General features: G+C 61.6%; 15 protein-coding genes. 10 read left to right on the top strand and 5 right to left on the bottom strand.

Translation table 11 applies throughout. The features are described 5' to 3' along the window. Positions 1 to 8: 8 nt before the first annotated feature. Both BJG93_RS03040 and BJG93_RS03035 read right to left on the bottom strand, forming a co-directional pair. Positions 9 to 1,031, bottom strand: a complete 1,023-nt coding sequence (locus tag BJG93_RS03040) for an MraY family glycosyltransferase (RefSeq protein WP_027196886.1) — start codon at positions 1,029 to 1,031, stop codon at positions 9 to 11. 49 nt (positions 1,032 to 1,080) lie between these two features. Next, positions 1,081 to 2,040, bottom strand: a complete 960-nt coding sequence (locus tag BJG93_RS03035; RefSeq protein WP_027196885.1) for a UDP-glucose 4-epimerase family protein — start codon at positions 2,038 to 2,040, stop codon at positions 1,081 to 1,083. Between the two features lie 630 nt (positions 2,041 to 2,670). Between BJG93_RS03035 and BJG93_RS03030 the strand changes: the two genes are divergently transcribed. The 10 genes from BJG93_RS03030 to BJG93_RS02985 all read left to right on the top strand — a co-directional run bounded on the left by BJG93_RS03030 (position 2,671) and on the right by BJG93_RS02985 (position 14,890). Next, positions 2,671 to 3,642 carry a glycosyltransferase gene (locus BJG93_RS03030; RefSeq protein WP_027196884.1) on the top strand — a complete coding sequence of 324 codons (972 nt, stop codon included), beginning with the start codon at positions 2,671 to 2,673 and terminating at the stop codon, positions 3,640 to 3,642. Beyond that, a complete protein-coding gene (locus tag BJG93_RS03025) occupies positions 3,639 to 5,825 on the top strand; it encodes a glycosyltransferase family 2 protein (RefSeq protein ID WP_027196883.1) in 2,187 nt (728 codons plus the stop codon). The genes BJG93_RS03030 and BJG93_RS03025 overlap by 4 nt, the downstream gene beginning before the upstream one ends. 97 nt (positions 5,826 to 5,922) lie before the next feature. Then, positions 5,923 to 8,586 (top strand): glycosyltransferase family 4 protein, encoded by a 2,664-nt coding sequence (locus BJG93_RS03020; RefSeq protein WP_082194605.1) that lies wholly within the window; start codon positions 5,923 to 5,925, stop codon positions 8,584 to 8,586. Then, entirely contained in the window at positions 8,583 to 9,653 is a 1,071-nt protein-coding gene (locus BJG93_RS03015) for a glycosyltransferase family 4 protein (protein WP_027196881.1), read from the top strand. Before BJG93_RS03020 ends, BJG93_RS03015 begins: the two co-directional genes overlap by 4 nt. Next, the gene (locus BJG93_RS03010) at positions 9,650 to 10,633 is read left to right on the top strand and encodes a glycosyltransferase family 4 protein (protein ID WP_027196880.1); all 984 of its coding nucleotides are present in this window, start codon (positions 9,650 to 9,652) and stop codon (positions 10,631 to 10,633) included. The genes BJG93_RS03015 and BJG93_RS03010 overlap by 4 nt, the downstream gene beginning before the upstream one ends. Before the next feature lies 1 nt (position 10,634). Then, positions 10,635 to 11,711: a glycosyltransferase family protein gene (locus BJG93_RS03005; protein ID WP_034479142.1), complete on the top strand. Its 1,077-nt coding sequence runs from the start codon at positions 10,635 to 10,637 to the stop codon at positions 11,709 to 11,711. A 4-nt stretch (positions 11,712 to 11,715) separates the two neighbouring features. Then, positions 11,716 to 12,309 carry a histidine phosphatase family protein gene (locus tag BJG93_RS03000; protein ID WP_027196878.1) on the top strand — a complete coding sequence of 198 codons (594 nt, stop codon included), beginning with the start codon at positions 11,716 to 11,718 and terminating at the stop codon, positions 12,307 to 12,309. After that, positions 12,306 to 13,184 (top strand): hypothetical protein, encoded by an 879-nt coding sequence (locus BJG93_RS02995; protein ID WP_027196877.1) that lies wholly within the window; start codon positions 12,306 to 12,308, stop codon positions 13,182 to 13,184. Before BJG93_RS03000 ends, BJG93_RS02995 begins: the two co-directional genes overlap by 4 nt. A 188-nt stretch (positions 13,185 to 13,372) precedes the next feature. Further along, positions 13,373 to 13,642, top strand: coding sequence for a hypothetical protein (locus BJG93_RS02990; RefSeq protein ID WP_231337427.1), 270 nt, complete (start codon positions 13,373 to 13,375; stop codon positions 13,640 to 13,642). 93 nt (positions 13,643 to 13,735) lie between these two features. Further along, positions 13,736 to 14,890, top strand: a complete 1,155-nt coding sequence (locus tag BJG93_RS02985; RefSeq protein ID WP_051374464.1) for a methyltransferase domain-containing protein — start codon at positions 13,736 to 13,738, stop codon at positions 14,888 to 14,890. Positions 14,891 to 14,954: 64 nt separating this feature from the next. Here BJG93_RS02985 and BJG93_RS02980 read toward each other — a convergent pair whose 3' ends face one another. From BJG93_RS02980 to BJG93_RS02970, 3 genes are all read right to left on the bottom strand, one after another. Further along, a complete protein-coding gene (locus BJG93_RS02980) occupies positions 14,955 to 15,203 on the bottom strand; it encodes a hypothetical protein (RefSeq protein ID WP_154671804.1) in 249 nt (82 codons plus the stop codon). Between the two features lie 117 nt (positions 15,204 to 15,320). Beyond that, entirely contained in the window at positions 15,321 to 17,264 is a 1,944-nt protein-coding gene (locus BJG93_RS02975) for a DUF7657 domain-containing protein (RefSeq protein WP_154671803.1), read from the bottom strand. A 27-nt stretch (positions 17,265 to 17,291) separates the two neighbouring features. Beyond that, positions 17,292 to 18,101, bottom strand: coding sequence for a glycosyltransferase family 2 protein (locus BJG93_RS02970; protein WP_027196875.1), 810 nt, complete (start codon positions 18,099 to 18,101; stop codon positions 17,292 to 17,294). Between the last annotated feature and the right edge of the window lie 11 nt (positions 18,102 to 18,112).

The raw sequence follows: 18,112 nt of genomic DNA, 5'->3' as shown, positions 1-18,112 counted from the left end.
GCAGAACCTCAGATTGGCCCGGAACGGGACACATGGCGCCGCCAGCGGCAATCAATACACAGCCCTGCGATGACCAGCACGGCAGCCCATGCGACGACAATCAGCCATTGATACAGAAGAGCGAATTGCAGCGCCCAATTAGCAAGCATTATGCCCGCCGCCATGAACAAATACCAAATCCACGCGGTCGATGCGTGCCCCAAACCCGACTGCACCAGTCTTTGATAGTAGTGTTCACGATGCGCCTGCCAAAACTTTTCACCGCGCAACAGGCGCTTAAGAAGCGTGACCGACGCATCGCCGATGAACGGCGCGAAGCACAGCGCCGGAAACCATACCGGCCACGCGCCCCCGCGCCAGCCCCAATAGCCGAGCGCGCCCGCCAGAAAGCCCAAAGGGATCGAGCCGGCGTCACCGAGAAAGATGCGCGCCGGATGAAAGTTGAACAGCAGAAAGCCCGCCGCCGCGCCCGCGACGATCAGGCTCGCCGTCGCGAGCGCCGGGTCCGCATGCGATGACAGCGAGGCCGCCACTGCATAGCCGCCGAAGCCGAACAACGCCATGCCGCCCGCGAGGCCGTCCGAGCCGTCCATGAAGTTGTAAAGATTGACGAGCCACACGAGTAGCACCGCCATGCACGCGAGCGCCCACCACGGCACGTCGGCCGGATAGACGGCGATCAGCGCCGCCACCGCCGCCGCGTGCGCGCCGAAGCGCACGCGCGCGGGCAGGCCGCGTCGATCGTCGATCTGCGACAGCGCCGCGAGCAGCGCCGCGGCGAGCGCGGGCAGCCACAGCGACGGCGCCGCGAGCGCGATCAGCAGCACCGCGACCGGCACGATGCCCCAGCCGCCGACGCGTGGCGTCGGGCGGGTGTGCAGCGAGCGGTCGTTGGGGACATCGGTCGCGAGCCGCCACGCGAGGCCGGTGCGCAGCAGCGTCCACAGGATCGCCGCGCAGGCGGCGAGCGCGGCGACGCCCCATGACAAGAGAGAGACGATGGAAGAGGCGGAGTGTGCGGCGAGCGGCATCGATGGGGTAAGCGCTTCAGGTCGGCGTCAAGGCGGATTCGAGACTTGATCAATGCGTGGCGCGATACCACGCCACGGTTTCGAGCATTCCATGCTCGACCGTGTGCGGCGGAGACCAGTTCAGACATTCGCGAATATGCGAACTGTCGACGCGCAATTCGCCGATCAGCCTGTCGATCTGCGCGGAGCGGCCGGTCAGGCGACCCGCGAGCCGCAGCACGCTGGCGGGCATCGGCACGAGCCGCGCGGGCACGTGCAACTGGGTGGCGAGCAGCCGCACGAGTTCGGGCACGCTGAGGTCGCGGCCGTCGGTCACGTGGAAAGTCTCGCCGGCCGCGCGCGGATCGGTCGCGCAATGCACGAGCGCGTCCGCGAGGTTGTCGACGAACACCAGGCTGCGGCGCGCGTTGACCGCGCCGAGCGGTAACGGAATACCCTTCGCGACCGCGTTCATCAGCTGCAGGAAGTTGGCGCGCACACCCGGCCCGTAGACCAGCGGCGGCCGTACGACGACGACGTCGAGACCCGCCGAGCGGCCGTAGTCGAACAGCGCGCGTTCGGCTTCGAGTTTCGAAATGCCATACGCATCGGATGGCGCGGGCCGATCTATTTCGGCGATCGGCTGGCCGGTGCTCGCCTCGCCCATTGCCTTGATGCTGCTGACGAACACGAAGCGCCTCGCGCCCGCGCGCCGCGCCGCGGCGGCGACGCGCAAGCTGCCCTCGACGTTGGTCGCGCGATAGGCGGCGAGCGGCTCGGTCAGGGTCTCCCGCATCACGTGCACGCGCGACGCCAGATGGATGACCGCATCGCAACTGAGCGTGACCGGCCAGCGCTGGTCGATGCCCGCGAAGTCTTCCGTATCGAGCAGCCATTCGCGCACGCCCTCGGCGGCCGTCTGCGGCCGGCGCACCGCGCCGATCACGCGATCGCCGCGCCGCAGCAATGCGCGCGATACCGCCTGGCCGACGAAGCCGTTGGCGCCGGTGACGAGGATCTGCAGACTCATCGCGATGCTCCCTCACACACTTCGCGGCGCACGATTTCGCCCACGCCATGCCGCGCGACCCACGCGAACGGACGGTCGCCGGCAGGACTCGCAGCGGCCGCAAACGGCGGGAAACGTGGATCGGACACGATACAATCTGGCATCGGCGGTGCTTTCTCAGGAAGTCTGGCTGGGAACGTATTGTATTCGGGCGACACCGTCGCGGACTGTCGGTCGTCAGGGATGGCATCTCGCCGCCCGGACGCTAGAATGTCTGCGCTGCCGCGACCATGCCGCAGGCCCAACACGCGGCACCAGCGTCGGGCCGTGATAATAAAACGGACCGGTGCCTGCTGGCGCGTCGTTCGTACACTTCGTAACAACTCAAACATATTCGCGCATGTGGAATTCGTGGTATCGATCCGACGTGCTCGACAACAGCACACTCAGGCCTGCTCGCCGGCCACGCCAGCGGGCCCCGTCCCGCGCGCCGGCAAGCCAGCGCCTGAAAGCCGCGCAAGCGCGCGGCGCGCATCCAGGTGAATGCCCCGCAACCCGCCGGTCTCGCCGCTAGCCAGCGCGTCATGCGCCGCGGCGTGCCACGACGCGCTGGTCCGAAGAAAAGAACTCTTTGAGATTAGAGTCCCATCTATGAAAGTGCTGTTCGCCACCTACCCGATGGCTTTCCATACCCCCGGCGGCGGAGAAATCCAGTTGCTTGCGTATCGCAAGCACCTGCCCGCGCATGGCGTGGACGTCACGCTGTTCGATCCGTGGAAGCCGCGTTTTCTTGAACACGACGTGGTGCATTTCTTCTCGTGCGTCGGCGGCTCCGTGCACTTCTGCAACTTCGTCAAGCAACTCGGCTTGCCGCTCGTCGTGTCGTCGAGCCTGTGGGTGACCGAGCAAACAAAGCATCTGTACCCGATCGGCGAAATCCATCATCAGTTTTCTCTCGCGGACCGCGTGATCGCAAACTCCGAGATCGAGTGCGACACGCTCGCGCGCATCTTCGACCTGCCGCGCGAGAAATTCGCGAGCGTGTTGAACGGCGTCGAACAGAGCTTTTACGAGCCGGCCGCACCGGAGCTGTTCCGCCGTGAATCCCGCATCGAGGGCCGCTTCATCCTGAACGTCGGCAACATCGAGCCGCGCAAGAACCAGCTCGCGCTGATCCGGGCGATAAAGTCGTTCCCCGAACTGAAGCTCGTGCTGATCGGCCATCAGCGCAATCCCGAATACGCGAAGGCGTGCTTCGAGGAAGGCGGCCAGCAGGTCGTCTACGCGGGCACGCTGCCCCACGACTCGCCGCTGCTGCGCTCGGCCTACGCGGCCTGCGAAGCGTTCGTGCTGCCGAGCACGCTCGAAACGCCCGGGCTCGCCGCGCTCGAAGCCCACGCCGCCGGCGCGCGCATCGCGGTGACAAAAGTTGGCTCTACCGAAGAATATTTCGCGCAGCATGTCGCCTACCTGGATCCGTTCGACGTCGACAGCATCACCGGATCGATCCGCGCGGCGCTCGCGCAACCGCGCGGCGCCGCCGCGGCCCCGACGCGAGATCTGACCTGGCAGGCCGTCCTGTCGCCCTTGAAAGACCTCTACGATTCCCTGCTGACAAAATGAAGAACCTCGTCAAGACCTTCGAACTTCGTCCTCTGAACAACGTCGAGGCTTCCTCGAATCCTGAATTCGCGTGGCGGGCGACCAACAACGATCCGCAGTTCGAACTGACGGGCTCGGAATCGCTATCGAGGTGCGCGGCGCGTGTTTCGTTCGAACTCAAAACCGACGCGGGCGCCGCGTCGAGCTGCATGCTTTACCTCGACGCGGGTTCGGGCATGTCCGAGCACAGCGCGATCGTCCTGCACGTCGACGCTAACGGCAAGGTCGAACAGGACGTCGCGTTCCCGGAACTTGCCGGACCGGTCCGGTTCGACCCGATCGCGCTGCCCGCCTCGTTCTCCGTATACGACCTGAAGATCGAACTGCTCGACGAGACGGAATGTTCGCCGGAGTTGCTGGCGCGCGCACGTCGGATGGCGGCGTGGCGTGGCGGCCCGTTGCTGCCGACCGCGCCGATCGTCGGCGAGTCCTATCAGGAATGGCTCGACGTTCACGAGCCGCCGGCTTCCATCTATCCGCAACTGCGCGAACGCTCGACAATGTTCGCGTTGCGGCCGAAGCTCAGCATTCTGATGCCGACGTACAACACGCCGGAGAAATGGCTGCGCAAGGCCCTCGACTCCGTGATCGATCAGGTCTACGAGAACTGGGAAATCTGCGTCGCCGACGACTGCTCGACGAAGCCTGAGGTCAGAGTCGTGCTGGATGAATACGTGGCCCGCTATCCGGACCGGATCAAGGTCGCCTATCGCACGACGAACGGCCACATCAGCGAATCGAGCAATACGGCGCTCGAGCTGGTGAGCGGCGAATTCGTCGGCTTGCTCGACCACGACGACGAACTGCATCCGCTCGCGCTGTACTGCATGGTCGAAACGATCAACGCGCATCCGGACGCGGCACTGATCTATAGCGACGAAGACAAGGTGTCGGAGGAAGGCGCCCGATCGGAGCCTTACTTCAAATCGGACTTCAACTACGACCTGTTTCTCGGGCAGAACATGATCTCGCACTTCGGCGTGTACCGCACGTCGGTGATCAGGGAGATCGGCGGTTTCCGTACCGGCTTCGAAGGCTCGCAGGACTATGATCTCGCGCTGCGCGTGCTCGATCGGGCCGGACCCAACGCGATCTATCACGTGCCGCGTCCGCTCTATCACTGGCGCATCATTCCCGAAAGCACGGCGAGTGGCCATGAAGCCAAGCCGTACGCGCATATCGCGGCGATGAAAGCGATCGACGAGCATCTCGCACGCAACCAGATCAACGCGCATGTGATCCACGCGCCGGGCACGCACGCGTTCAACAAGGTCGTCTATGCGCTGCCGGACGCGCTGCCTTCGGTCGAAATCATTGTCCCGACGCGCGACTCCGCGGATCTGGTCGAACAATGTGTCGAATCGGTGCGCAAGAAGTCCAGCTATTCGAATTTCCGCATCACGATTATCGACAACGGTTCGGTGAAGCAGGAAACGCACGACCTGTTCGCGCGTCTGCAGACCGACGAGCGCATCAAGGTCGTGCGCGACGACTCGCCGTTCAACTACTCGGCGCTGAACAATCGCGTCGCGCTTGCAAGCACGGCGGACTTCGTCTGTCTGATGAACAACGACATCGAAGTGATCAACGCCGACTGGCTCGAAGAAATGGTTTCAGTGGGCTTGCAGAAGGACGTGGGCGCGGTGGGCGCGAAGCTGCTTTACCCCGACGATACGATCCAGCACGCCGGTGTCGTGCTCGGCGTGGGCGGCATCGCAAGTCACGCGCATAAGCACTTCCCCAACACGCTGGCGGGCTATTTCGCGCGCGCGCGTCTGCGCAATGCAATGAGCGCCGTGACGGCGGCCTGTCTGCTGATCCGCCAGTCGATCTACAAGGAAGTCGGCGGCCTCGACGAGGATCTGCACGTCGCCTACAACGACATCGATTTCTGCCTGCGCGTGCGCAAGGCCGGCTATCGCAACGTGTTCACGCCTTATGCGGAGCTGTATCACCACGAGTCGGCCACGCGCGGTGCCGAAGACACGCCCGAGAAAATCAGCCGCTTCAGTCAGGAATCGGAACTGGTGCGGCAACGCTGGGGCGATCTCCTGTTGAATGACCCTTGCTACTCGCCGAATCTGACGCTAAACGCGGACGACTTTTCTTTCGCCTGGCCTTCAAGGGTCGCACATCTTGGGTAATCAGTTGAACCGGACAAACAAAACAGGGTGGCTGGCAGAGTACCGCCACCCGTCGCCGAACGAGCTTTTCTGTCTGCCGAGCGCGATCTACTTTCTGATGAAGTTCAGAGCCGATCTCGCGAGTTTCAATTCAAAAGCGCTGGACGACCGGATAACGCTTTACTTCTGGTGGGAAATGACCGCGCGCGAGACGTATCCCGACTTCGAATGGGTGCTTCGCCAGGAAGACCTCCAGTATCTGTATCAGCTCGATAACGAGTCGCTGATCCAGCGGCATCCGCGCGCGGTGACCTTCTGGCTTGGCTCGACCGCGCCAAGCGTACTCGACGCGATGCATCTGTCGGAGACCATGCTCACGCGGCAGACGGTGCTCGAAGAGGCCGGGCTGCAGCTGCCGAAGCTGGTCAAGATGATCGTCGATACGCGGGAAGACCTGTCCAAAGCGTTCGATCTCGGCACGCTTACCGGCTATCTGAATTGCCTGAACTGGTGGGAAGCGCACGGCCAGCAAGCTTGCCCGAGACTGACGTGGAGTGCGCCCGCCGCATGGCCCAAGCTGCTCGAAACGATCGATGCGTCGGGTACGGTCGCCATGCCCCTGCCTCGCTTTCTTGCACTGATCACCGCCGAGCGGCCCGACCTGCGCGGTGCATTCGACCTGAATTCGTTTTCGGGCCGGTTGTCCTGTCTCGACTGGTGGCAACAGCACGGCTTTCGCGAGTATCCGCGGATCAAATGGTCGCAACCGCCGATCGGCGGTGTCATGCTCGAGCCGGCGGAATCCGCCAGCCACGAAGCGCCGCGCATCCCCAATTTCCTCGCGCTACTCATCCAGGAGCGGCCGGATCTGCAGGCCGCCTTTGGCCCACCGAACTTCACCGGCAGGCTCAGTGCGCTGTCATGGTGGCTCGAACACGGACAATTCCAGTACCGGATCATCAAGTGGATACCGCCGGGCATGCCGGAGGCTTTCCAGATGGAATGGGGCTCGCATCCCGATTGGCTGCCCGTGCCGCGGTTCCTTCGGCTGATCCTCGACGAGCGGCCGGATTTGCGGAAGTTCTGCGGGCTGGACAGTTTCATTGGCCGTCTCAACGCGCTGTCGTGGTGGGTCGAGCACGGGCAGCGTCAATACCCGGTCATTCGCTGGGACGCCGGGGCAATGCCCGAGGAGCTGTTCGGCATGGAGCCGGGCGCGCATTGCGCGCTGCCGCTCATTCCGCGCTTCCTGAATCTGATCTGGAACGAGCGGCCCGATCTGCAGGCCGCGTTCGATCTGGACCGCTTCGGCGCACGCCTGAATTACCTGTCGTGGTGGGACCGGGACGGCCACAACGAATACCACGCGATCAAATGGTCCGCCGTCGGACTCGACCAAGCCCTCGCTCGCATGGACGACGAGGATGTGCCGCGCGAGTCGCTGCTGCCGCGGTTCCTCGACATGATCGCCAGCGAGCGCCCCGACCTGCAAGCCGCGTACGACATCGACACCGAGGCTGGCCGGGAGCAGCTCGTACGCTGGTGGAATGAGTTCGGCGATCATGAGTATCCCCTTCTCGAGTCGCTGAAGGTCGACTGGTCCGTCAGCACCGTTCCGGCAAGATCGGCCGAACCGCCTCGCTACCACGCGCATGTCGAACATGAATACGACTACGGTGTGAACGTCGTCGGCTTCCCGCAAGGGGTACTGGGTCTCGGCGAAGATGCGCGCATGGCCGCGCGCGTTCTGCAGATGAACTCGACGCCCGTGACGCTTATCAATGCACCCATGGCTGGGCCCGCCAAGCTCGATTCGTCGGTCGATCACCTGCTGAGCGACGAGTTGAAGTACCGCATCAGCCTGTTCTGTCTGCCGGCTCCGGAAATGGTGCGTCTCGCGCTGGAAGGCGGCCGCAAACTGATCGACGCGCCCACCCACAAGATCGGCGCGTGGCCGTGGGAATTGCCCCACTGGCCTGGCGCGTTCGGCAAGGTGCATCAAATGGTCGACGAGATCTGGGCGCAGAGCAGGTTCGTCCAGAGCGTCTACAGCCGGCTCGGCGACACGCCCGTCTATCGCATGCCGATGGCGGTCGACGTGCCCGCGCCGCTCAATCCCGAGCGGGCCCGCTTCGGCCTGCCGTCGAACGAGTTTCTGTTCTACCTGATGTTCGACGGCAATTCGTGGCTGAGCCGCAAAAACCCGCTCGCCGGCGTGCAGGCGTTCAAGCAGGCGTTCGGCGACAGCTCGCCCGGCGTGGGGCTCGTCATCAAGGCGATGAACGTGCGCGACGACGATTCGGTGTGGCGTGCCGTCTGTGACATGGCCTCTGGCGACAGCCGTATCCATATCGTCTCGGAGCGCCTGAGCCGGCAGGACTCGATCGACTTCATGGCCTGCTGCGACGCCTATATTTCACTGCATCGCAGCGAAGGGTTCGGACGCGTGATTGCCGAAGCGATGGTGTTGGGCCAACCTGTCGTCGTCACGAACTTTTCCGGCAACGTCGACTTCTGCGAACCCGGGACCGCCTTCCTCGTGGATGGCGATCTCGTCCCGCTGCGCCCGGGCGACTACCTGTTTCCCGAAGGCCAATACTGGTGCGACCCGGACGTAGCGCTCGCGGCCGAGCAGTTGCAGCGCGTGATAGACGATACCCCGCTGCGCGAACGCATCGCGCAGGCGGGCCGCGATCGCATTGTTCGCGACTATTCGGTCGGAGCGGTCGCACGTGCGTACGCGCAGCGGCTGGCCGAAATCAAGAAGGGGAAGAGCAGATGACGCTGCGCGTATATGCTACGGACATTTTCTCTGGCGACGCCGTGGGCAATCACTGTCTGGGGCTTGCGCGGACGGCTTCGCGCCTCGGCCTCGACGTTGAGCTCTATGCCCGGTTCTTCGACGTGAGCACGGCGGGCGTCAAGCCGTTGGAGGAACTGTTCACCAGTGTGACCGAAGACGATGTAGTGCTGCTGTCCTACTCTATTTTCGACCCCTATCTCGATAAGCTACTCGCGCTGAACTGCCGGGAAACGATCTGTTATTTCCACGGTGTAACCGACCCGACGCTGTTGCGCGAACTCGAACCGCCCACCGCGAAGTTGTGCGAGCAGGCGCTCGCGCAATTACCGTCGCTCGCGGGCTTCGATACCATCGTGGCGAATTCGCATTGCACCGCCGCGAGTCTCGCCGGCGCGCTGGATGTCCAGGCGGTAAAGGTCGTTCCGCCGGTGTTTGCCGACATGCCGGTCTTCGAACGCGAAATCGACCCGGAAATCGAGGGTCCGCGCATTCCCAATCTGCTGATGGTTGGCCGCGTCGTCCCGCATAAACGTATCGAAGACGGCATCAGCATCCTCGCGTTGCTGAAAGAACACGAGTTCGATGCGACGCTCAGCATCGTCGGCAGTTCTCCGAATTACGATTACCTGAAGCTTCTCATCAACCACGCACGGCGGCTCGGTGTGCTGGAGCGCGTCGATTTCAAGGGCATGCTCGACGACGCGGACCTGTTCGAGTGCTACGAAACCACCGATGCGCTGCTCGCGACCAGCCGTCATGAAGGCTTCTGCGTGCCGGTCCTCGAAGCGATGCGTTTCGGCAAGCCTGTCTTCGTCCGCGGCGGCACCGCGGCCGAAGAAATCAGCCCAGCGGACTGCGTATTCCCTGCCAATGCGGATCTGTCCGCGTGGGCGTCGGCCATTGCGAAACGCCTCGGCAAATCCACCGCGCGCGGCCGCAGCGATCCGGCGTATGTCGCGCATGCCGGTGAAGTACTTCAGCGCGCAAGCGATGCCGTCTGGCGAGAACTGCTTGCCAACGCCGGCGCACTGCGGAGAAAAGCATGACCGGACTCAAATTCATTCTGACGACTTACAGCACCGCTTTCACCGTAAGCGGCGGCGGCGAATCGGAACTTGTCCAGGTCGCGGAGATCCTGAAAGCGTCCGGTGTCCATACCGACATCTATGGCATTGGCAGCCGTCCGCTGAGCTTCTACGACGGCGTGATTCATTTCTCCGTGCACGCCGACGGTCACGCGATACTGCGCGAAGCCGCAATCAGAAACAAGCGCATTTTCTTGTGGCCCAACGTCTGGTGGCTCGGCCCGATCCCGGCCAGCGAAGTCGCGCGTATCGAAGACATCACGCGAAGCGCCCACAAAGTGTTGTTCAAGTCCCGGGCGGAACTCGAGAACTTTACGCAATACATCCGCGTACCGGCGGAGAAAATCGAAATCATGCCGACATGCGTGTCGAACCGTTTTCTCGCGCAGCCGGACAAGGATCTGCTGTCGACGGTGTCGAACAGTACGGATTTCGCGCTTTGCCTCGGACTGATCGAACCCATCAAGAATCAGCTGCAGACGATTCGCGCGCTGAACGAACTCAAGCTGGACGGTCTCTTCGTGGGCGGCGCGCGCGACGACGTCTACTATCGGCAATGCGTCGCCGAAGCGCATTCAGGCATCACCTTCCTGCCGTTCATCCAGCCCTGCAGCGCGCTGCTGCGTTCGATCATCGCCAATTGCAGCGTGATGGCCGAGCCGAGCATCGATCCGCCGGGCCGCTCGAGCCTCGAAGGGGCGATCATGCAGAAACCCCTCGTGATGTCCGACGGCCCCTGGCAACGCGAGCACTTCGAAGACGGCGTCTGGTACGCGTCGACGGACTCCGTGGAGGAGATCGCCGCGGCGATCTCGGGCGCGATCAACGACCCCGGCCGCGACGCCAAAGTGGCCGCCACCTACGAGCGCGTGATGACGCGCCACTCGGCTTCCATCATCGGTCCGCAAATCGCTGCAGTGTTAGCACGGGAAAGTATTTGAAATGCCGAAGATTCCGCGCCTACTCGTTGTTCAGCGAATCTCGCTATCTCACGACAGATTGATGTCGCGGTCGATTGCCGCGCGTTTTGGCCCGTTGCTGACCTATATGGCCCATCACGACATGCTCGAATGGGAAGAAATCGTCGAGAGCGACGTGACCGTTGGTCAACTGCGCCGCTTCGACGCGGTGCTGTTCAACAAGCACAGTTCGAACCGCGCGACCGATGTCATGCGAATGGCCAACGACCTCGGCCTGCGCACCATCTACGACATGGACGACTGGATCATCGACCTGCCGATGTACAGCGTCACCGACCTGAACGATGACTTGCTCGCCAATATCACGTGGTTGATCCGTCAGGCATCCATCGCCACGGTGTCGAACGAAACGCTGCGCAACAAGCTACGCAAGATCAGGGCGTCGGTGGTAGTCATTCCGAATGGCTTCGATCACGAGTCCCTTCCATCCGCGCCATCGGGTTGGCACGAATCGACGCCGCCGAGAATCCTCTTTTCCAACACCGACGGCATCAAGCTGGTGCAGTTCAGAAAGCAGTTCTTCAAAGTCATCATCGAGTTCCTGGAGCGGCATCCAGACGTCGTTTTCGAATTCTGGGGCGACGGCTTTCCCGAGATGTCGAGTATTCCGCGCCTCGTTTCCAAAGGCTTTCTGGAAAACGCCGCATACAAAGCAGCGATTCGCGATGCAGGCTATCTGTTCTCGGTCGTCCCGTTGGGCGCCAGGGAAGATCCCGAAACGCTATTCTTCAACAGCTGCAAGTCGTGCATCAAGTACATCGACTACGGTAGCCTGGGCATCCCGGGCATATACTCGCGCTCTCCCGTGTACGAAGAGGCGGTCACGCACGGCGCCACCGGGCTGCTCGTCAACAACACCGCGGAAGAATGGGCCAGTGCGATGGAAACGATGTACCACGACCGGCAACTGCGCGATTCGACGCGATTGAACGCGTACGTCGATACGCATGAACGCTTCGGCCTGGCCGGTCCCGCGAAGACCTTCCTCGAACTGGTGACAGGCGCAAGCCCGGCATCCGCGCAAACCACCCCGAATTAAGCCCATGGATCTCTTGCTGATCAGACACGGCCAGTCCGAAGCCAATGCGAAAGGGCTGCTAATTTCGACGGACAAAGACGGGCTCACCGAACTTGGTAAGACCCAGTCGGTCAAGCTTGCCGCGACGCTCGAACGCTTCGCGTTCCAGCCGTCGAAGATCTACTGCAGCCCGTGGGCACGCGCGCGTCAAACCGCCGAACTCCTGTTCAGCCCCGCGCAACCCATGACGTTCGACGCGAGGCTTGCGGAAACGCACCCCGGCATCTACGGATCGTGGCTCGAAGCGGATTTCAACCGGGCCTTCCCGGACTTCAACCTGAACATGCGCAATCGCTACGAAAACGGCGAATCGCATCTGGACATGGCTGAGCGCGTGCAGGCGTGGGTCGAAGACGCGGTCAAACCCGAGGCGCACAATCCCGGCCTGATCGCCGCAGTCGCCCACGGCGGTCCGATCAGTGTGGTGTTGCAGTATCTGCTCGGCGTGCCGATCGAGACGCACTATCCGAGCTTCACCGTGCCGAACGCATCGTTTACTTATTTGAAGTGGCGCGCGGACCTGAACCGCTACTGCCTCGAACGAGCAGGCCACGTATGAGCAAAACCGTTGCCGTATTCGAGCCGATCTATTCGCCGGATCAGACACTGAGCTGCGCGGCGTTCCTGCCGCTCGTGCGCGCCGACAATGCGCGTCCCGAGTGGCGCGAGTTCAAGATCCTGACCGATATGTACCGTACGGGCGAGCATCTGCGTCACGACTTCACCGGTCTTTTTTCGCCCAAGTTCACGCTCAAATCGAAGATCCCGGGCGCCGCATTCGTCGAGTTCGCGCAACGCCACGGCGAATCCGACATCTGCTTCATCAATCCTTTTCCGCAACTCGCGTACTGGTCGTATAACGTCTGGATGCAGGGAGAACTGGCGCACCCCGGCCTCGTACGGGCAGCGCAGGCGTTGCTCGATGCGAGCGGCGTGGACATCGCGATTCGCGATACGCCGCGGCATGGCCCTGGGTCGCTCGCGTATTGCAACTTCTGGGTAGGATCGCAACGATTCTGGCAAGAGTATGTCGGCGGGACGTTGCTGCCGATTGCCGATTTCCTCGAAGCCAACCCGTCGCACGACGCGGCGCTGGGCGTGATGACCGATACGCTGCATACGGACCCGGCACCGTTTCTGCCGTTTATTATCGAGCGATTATTCAGCACGTATATTTCGCTGCACCCCGAACTACCCTGCTCGGCCTATGCATTCAATGCTGAGGAAGTCCGCGGCTACTGCATCAACGATTTTGAAAAGTTGCTGTACTCCCGCATGCGGGAGAAAATCGACGCGGCGGACGCGTCAGGCGTCTTCGACGCAGTGCTGATGGATCAGATGGACACCGTCTGTGCGCTGTGGCAGCAGCATTTCTTCGACTTCTATGCGACCCGGCCGCATCCTCATACCGGGCAAACCGTTCAACCACCGTGATCGGCCGTCTGTACGCGGCAAGCATGTAAAACGCCCTTGCGCAAGCGGGGCCCACTACGATCGAAGCGAGGTACCATGCAGCCAGCACCCATCCATCCGCATGACGACATGTTTCATGGATCTTCGAAAAACTGAAACCCGCTGGTGTTGCGGTTGTCACCACCCACGGTGCTCGTTCGCGTAAGATTTTGGAATCGGCGGATTGCTATCAGGTCGGAGAAAGCGCGCGCGCTCATCTGCTCAACAGCTACGACGCAGGCCAGTACGGGTTCGTCAACTACATGCCCGACCATTCGGTGGAAGCGAAAACCGTGGATTATATCGGCGACGGTTACGGCATCGCGCTGATTCCGCATAACTGGGTCAGCGATGTTTGCGCCGAGAACAAGCTCGCGGTGCTCGAATATCGTCCGGGCGGGTGGGACAATCATCAGGACGTCTTTTTTATTTCGCGTTGACGGAGTTGTTACCGATCAACGGAAACCGGTAAGAAAATCCGAAGTTGTTTTGCAGTTGCTACTTACCAGTCGAACTCGACGTAAGGAGGCATGATGCAGGCGGAAGACAGCGGTCGCGAACTGCGCCGCAAACGTTTGTTGTCCGGACTCGATATCTCGGGCAGTACCGGCGTGGAAATTGGTGCGCTGTGCTGGCCGCTCGTGCGGCGCAGCGACGGTGGAACGATCATTTACGTCGATCACACCGACACTGGGCATCTACGGCAGAAGTACCGGGACGACCCTCATGTCGTGATCGACGAGATTGTCGACGTAGACGCGATCTGGGGTGAAAACACACTGCATGAGGCAATTGGCGGCCGGTACATCGATTACGTCGTCGCGTCGCACGTCGTCGAGCACGTCCCGGATCTCGTGAGCTGGCTGCGCGAGCTGGGCGCCGTGCTCAAACCCACTGGCGAAGTCCGGTTGGTAGTTCCCGACAGGCGCTTTACGTTCGACTACTTTCGCCGCGAGAGCCGCCTGCCCGAAGTGCTGGCGAGCTATGTCGAACGCGCCCGCGCCCCACGCCCGTATTCCCTGCTCGACTATTGCCTGAATGCCGCCGACGTCAGTACCGTCGAGGCATGGCAAAAACGCATCGATCGTCCGTCGGCGAGGTTGCATCACAATTCGGAAAGCGCGCTCCACCTCGCGCGCGATGCGTTCGAGAACGGTTCGTACCATGACGTGCATTGCTGGGTGTTTACACCGAGATCGTTCGCGGAACTGATGGGTGATCTCTGTCAGCTCGGGCTAGTCGATTTTGCGTGTGAGCATTTCCGCGACACGGCCAAAAACGATCTGGAATTTTCGGTCGTCCTCAGACGCTCTCACGACAAAGGCTACATAGCCGACAGCTGGCAGAGAATGTGGCTCGCGGCCAGCACTGCGACACCTGGCGTGCCGTTCTGGCGAGTCCGCCGGAAGCTCGCCATGCTAGGCGCGACGTGGGGCGTGCAGACCGCATCCGGCCAGCGCACGACAGGACAGCCTAGCGACCTCGATGCTGTCGTACCGCTCGAGTTTCCACCCGGTTTCGTCGCCGCCGACTATCTCGCCATGAACCACGATGTGCGCGACGCGGGTGCCGATCCAGTCGTCCACTACAGGCACTATGGTTGGCGCGAAGGACGTCCGATTCGACCGCCGGCGTCATTCGCGGTGGTCGAGGATGCTCATCCGCCTGCCGCGGTTGCCGCGAAGTGACGGCCCTGTCCGGCTAGATCTTTCTTCGCCCGGACGCTGTCGTAGCGCGTCGGCGGATGCGCGCTTAGCGGAAATTATTGCGCTGATACAGCGCGGCGTTGCGAATGCCGAATGCACCGCACGCGTTCGGGTCAACGAGGTTCAATTGCAAACAGTGGACCCGTTCGAGCGTGAGCCACCGAGGATAGGCATCCAGCGGGACGATCAGCACGCCGTCGTCAGCGGTGAAGGTCAGGTTCGCCGCAGCCGCCGCAGCCGATGGCTGATCGCCCCACCATGCCAGTCTGAATCGCGGCGTCGCGCGGCGACCCATGCATGAAAATTCGAAACGAAGCAGACCGGCGTTGTGACCGGAGACGGCGCGCCACAACATCGCCGTGCATGCAATGCATCGTGCCACGATGAAGCGCAACGCTCGGAAATGCCCGGCTTACGGCGCTGTCTTAAACCACGCGAGCGGCACCTTCACGGAGTCGGCGGTCGGGTTGCTAGGCTTAGCGTCGTCCGTCATCGCGATATTCGAATAGCGATTGAATGCGGTGTTAAATGTCTCGGCATCCACTTTGTTGCGGAACTGATTCCAGAAGTGCCACTGCGGCACCGCAGTGGTATATGCGATCGACTTGAAGCCGAGCCCGTTCTGTACCGCCGCGGGCAGGAACTGCGTGACCAGATAGCCCGTTTTCGGGTCCACCGCGGCATGCATCTGAGCGGTCACCGCCGTCTCTTCCCGGTTGAAAATAGGCCACGCCTGCTGCAACGGATTGAATCGGCCGATCACAAGAGCGGCGGTAAGCACCGACGCCACGAGTAGAGGAATGCCCGGATCCATTTTCGTGTAACGCGCAAGGAGATACGCGATGATGGCGAACGGAATAATCAGCAAGTCGATGAGGTTCGGCCAGAAAGGCACCTCTGCCCTAGCCTTGAGCAGCATCCATCCGAGCATGACAGCGGCGACCAAAGTAACGATGCGCGCGGGAGTCACCGAGAAGCCAATGCGCATCACCACGTGGACAACGAAGATCAGCAATAACAGGCCTTGCGCATATTGCATCCGGCTTGGCTGCACGTTCTGCCAAAGCAGGATCCGCCCGACACTCGATGGAATCGGGAGCAGTTCCCATGCAAGCATCATCGCCAGCGCAATAGCCAAGATTATCGTGCGGCGCAAAAATTCGCGATCTTTGAATACAGTGCGCAGATTTCTGTAGTTCGCGAAGCACATGGCGAGCAGAACGAAGAAGACGCCGAACGTGCCTGCTTCGCAGATATTCGAATTAGGCACAAGTTCATGCAGGTGCCCATCGAACATTGCGAACGGAAATAGCTGTGACGCCGCCTGCCGCCACCCAACACCACCGCCCATGAAAGCGCGGCCGCCTGGATAGAGCGTTTTTGTCGTGGCGATCAGATAATCTTTCAGATAGAACGAGGCAGTTCCCGCAGCAGCACCCGCCGCCAGCAGTAGCCCGATGAACGGAGCCGGCCGCAGCCACTCCTTGCCGTACGCAATGACGAACACCGCACCCACAAACGCCAGCGACACGATGTACGGAGGGTAGAACATCTCGATCAGCATGCCCGTCAGCAGCCAATAAAACAGTATCAGCCGACCCCACTTTGGGATGCGCAGAAACAGGCACGCCATGGCCGCGCCATAGAGCGCGAAGAGCACGCCCTTGTCGGTCCACCAGAATTGCGAATAGGCAGTGAAATAGGCACAGAATGCCAGCAACATCGATTGCGGCCGCCCTGCGCCAACGACCCGGAACAAGTACGTATAGCCCAGAATGAACAGGGCGAAAGTAGCAAAATAGTGAAACGAGAAGGCGTAGGCCGGATTGACAAACTTGTACAACATCATTGTCGGTTTGAACAGCCACCCCCAATCGTTGATTGGAATGCCGAACGCGATGCGCAGATCGTCGTTGTAAGGCGACGTTTTATTGTAGCGTTCAAAGTGGTTATTAACCGATGCAGCCGTCAGGGAAGTAATGACGGCCCATTCGTCACCTCGGATGGGCTTGGGTTCACCGAGCACGAGACCAGTATCTTTTGCCTGCAACCGTTGAAGTACGATCCCGTACGACGATGGCGACCACGTTTGCGAGACGTAGACAATTCCAACTAACGCGACGGTGATCAGGAGCAGCCATCGAAAGCTGAGTAAGCGCTTGGCGTTGGTAGGCATCGCGAATTCAATTCCGGCGTCAAAAGCGCGATCATACCGCAGGCAGTACCCCTTAGCGGCCGTTACCGCACCGGGGAATTCCGTCACTTTCGACCGCATATTGGCCAGCGATCCGCCATGGCAATGTCGCAAGCGATAAACAACGCGAGCAGGTTTGTCATTGTTGCTGCGTCCGCGCAAGTTTATCTTCGCTCGGACATCTTCACGTCACGCCGGGTCATAGGCCCCGAAGCACGCCTTGAACAGCACCTGCAACACCGACAGATTGCCCTTCACGCTGCTGATCTTGGTCGGCACTTCGCCCTTCGGGTAACGCCGCGTGGTCGCGACTTCCAGGCAGCGATAACCGAGCTTCGGCGCGCGATACGACAGATATGCAAGCAACTCATACGTCGAGAACACCTCTCGGAAAGGCGCGACTTTCGGATCGAGCAGCATCTTGCGGCTATAGGCGCGAAAGCCCTGAGTCGTATCGGTCCAGTGAAAACCGGAAAAGAGGCTCAGCATCGGCGCGTGAATCAGCCGGATAGCCAGATCGCGCGACTTCGGCGTGTTCTCCGCCACGCCGCCCGACAGATAGCGGGACGCCTGCACGAAATCCACGCCGCGCTTCAACTCGTCGATGAAACGCGGGATCGCATCGGGATCGTCCTTGTCGTTGCCGTCGATCGTGACGATGCCCTCATATCCCTGATCGAGCGCGAACGCATACGCGCAGCGCAATTGCGCACTCAGCTTGCCGGGCCCGGTCTTCAGCAGCAGCGTATGGACGCCCCTGCTCTTCAGGAATTCGAGGTCGAGGGACCCGTCGGTACTGCCGCCGTCGACGATGATCACGTCCGCCATGCCGGCAATGTCCAGCGCCGCCATCCGTTCGAGCAGATTGCGGATGCGCGCGCCCTCGTTGATCACCGGAATCACGACGCAGCATGCGCCGCACGGCTCCGAGGTCATCTGAATCTTGAAAGCGGGAACCTGCCACGCCGCGCGGACTTGTTGAGGGATGTCGAGTTTCATTGAGGTGTGTG

The sequence above is a fragment of the Paraburkholderia sprentiae WSM5005 genome (assembly GCF_001865575.2).
Lineage (GTDB): Bacteria > Pseudomonadota > Gammaproteobacteria > Burkholderiales > Burkholderiaceae > Paraburkholderia > Paraburkholderia sprentiae.
The sequence above is the reverse complement of the archived record's forward strand: the minus strand, read 5'-3'. Positions and strand labels throughout refer to the sequence as shown.

Coding starts and splice junctions, on each gene's coding strand:
- BJG93_RS03040 (WP_027196886.1), bottom strand. CDS start 1,031: ATGCCGCTCGCCGCACACTCCGCCTCTTCCATCGTCTCTCTCTTGTCA.
- BJG93_RS03035 (WP_027196885.1), bottom strand. CDS start 2,040: ATGAGTCTGCAGATCCTCGTCACCGGCGCCAACGGCTTCGTCGGCCAG.
- BJG93_RS03030 (WP_027196884.1), top strand. CDS start 2,671: ATGAAAGTGCTGTTCGCCACCTACCCGATGGCTTTCCATACCCCCGGC.
- BJG93_RS03025 (WP_027196883.1), top strand. CDS start 3,639: ATGAAGAACCTCGTCAAGACCTTCGAACTTCGTCCTCTGAACAACGTC.
- BJG93_RS03020 (WP_082194605.1), top strand. CDS start 5,923: ATGAAGTTCAGAGCCGATCTCGCGAGTTTCAATTCAAAAGCGCTGGAC.
- BJG93_RS03015 (WP_027196881.1), top strand. CDS start 8,583: ATGACGCTGCGCGTATATGCTACGGACATTTTCTCTGGCGACGCCGTG.
- BJG93_RS03010 (WP_027196880.1), top strand. CDS start 9,650: ATGACCGGACTCAAATTCATTCTGACGACTTACAGCACCGCTTTCACC.
- BJG93_RS03005 (WP_034479142.1), top strand. CDS start 10,635: ATGCCGAAGATTCCGCGCCTACTCGTTGTTCAGCGAATCTCGCTATCT.
- BJG93_RS03000 (WP_027196878.1), top strand. CDS start 11,716: ATGGATCTCTTGCTGATCAGACACGGCCAGTCCGAAGCCAATGCGAAA.
- BJG93_RS02995 (WP_027196877.1), top strand. CDS start 12,306: ATGAGCAAAACCGTTGCCGTATTCGAGCCGATCTATTCGCCGGATCAG.
- BJG93_RS02985 (WP_051374464.1), top strand. CDS start 13,736: ATGCAGGCGGAAGACAGCGGTCGCGAACTGCGCCGCAAACGTTTGTTG.
- BJG93_RS02980 (WP_154671804.1), bottom strand. CDS start 15,203: ATGGGTCGCCGCGCGACGCCGCGATTCAGACTGGCATGGTGGGGCGAT.
- BJG93_RS02970 (WP_027196875.1), bottom strand. CDS start 18,101: ATGAAACTCGACATCCCTCAACAAGTCCGCGCGGCGTGGCAGGTTCCC.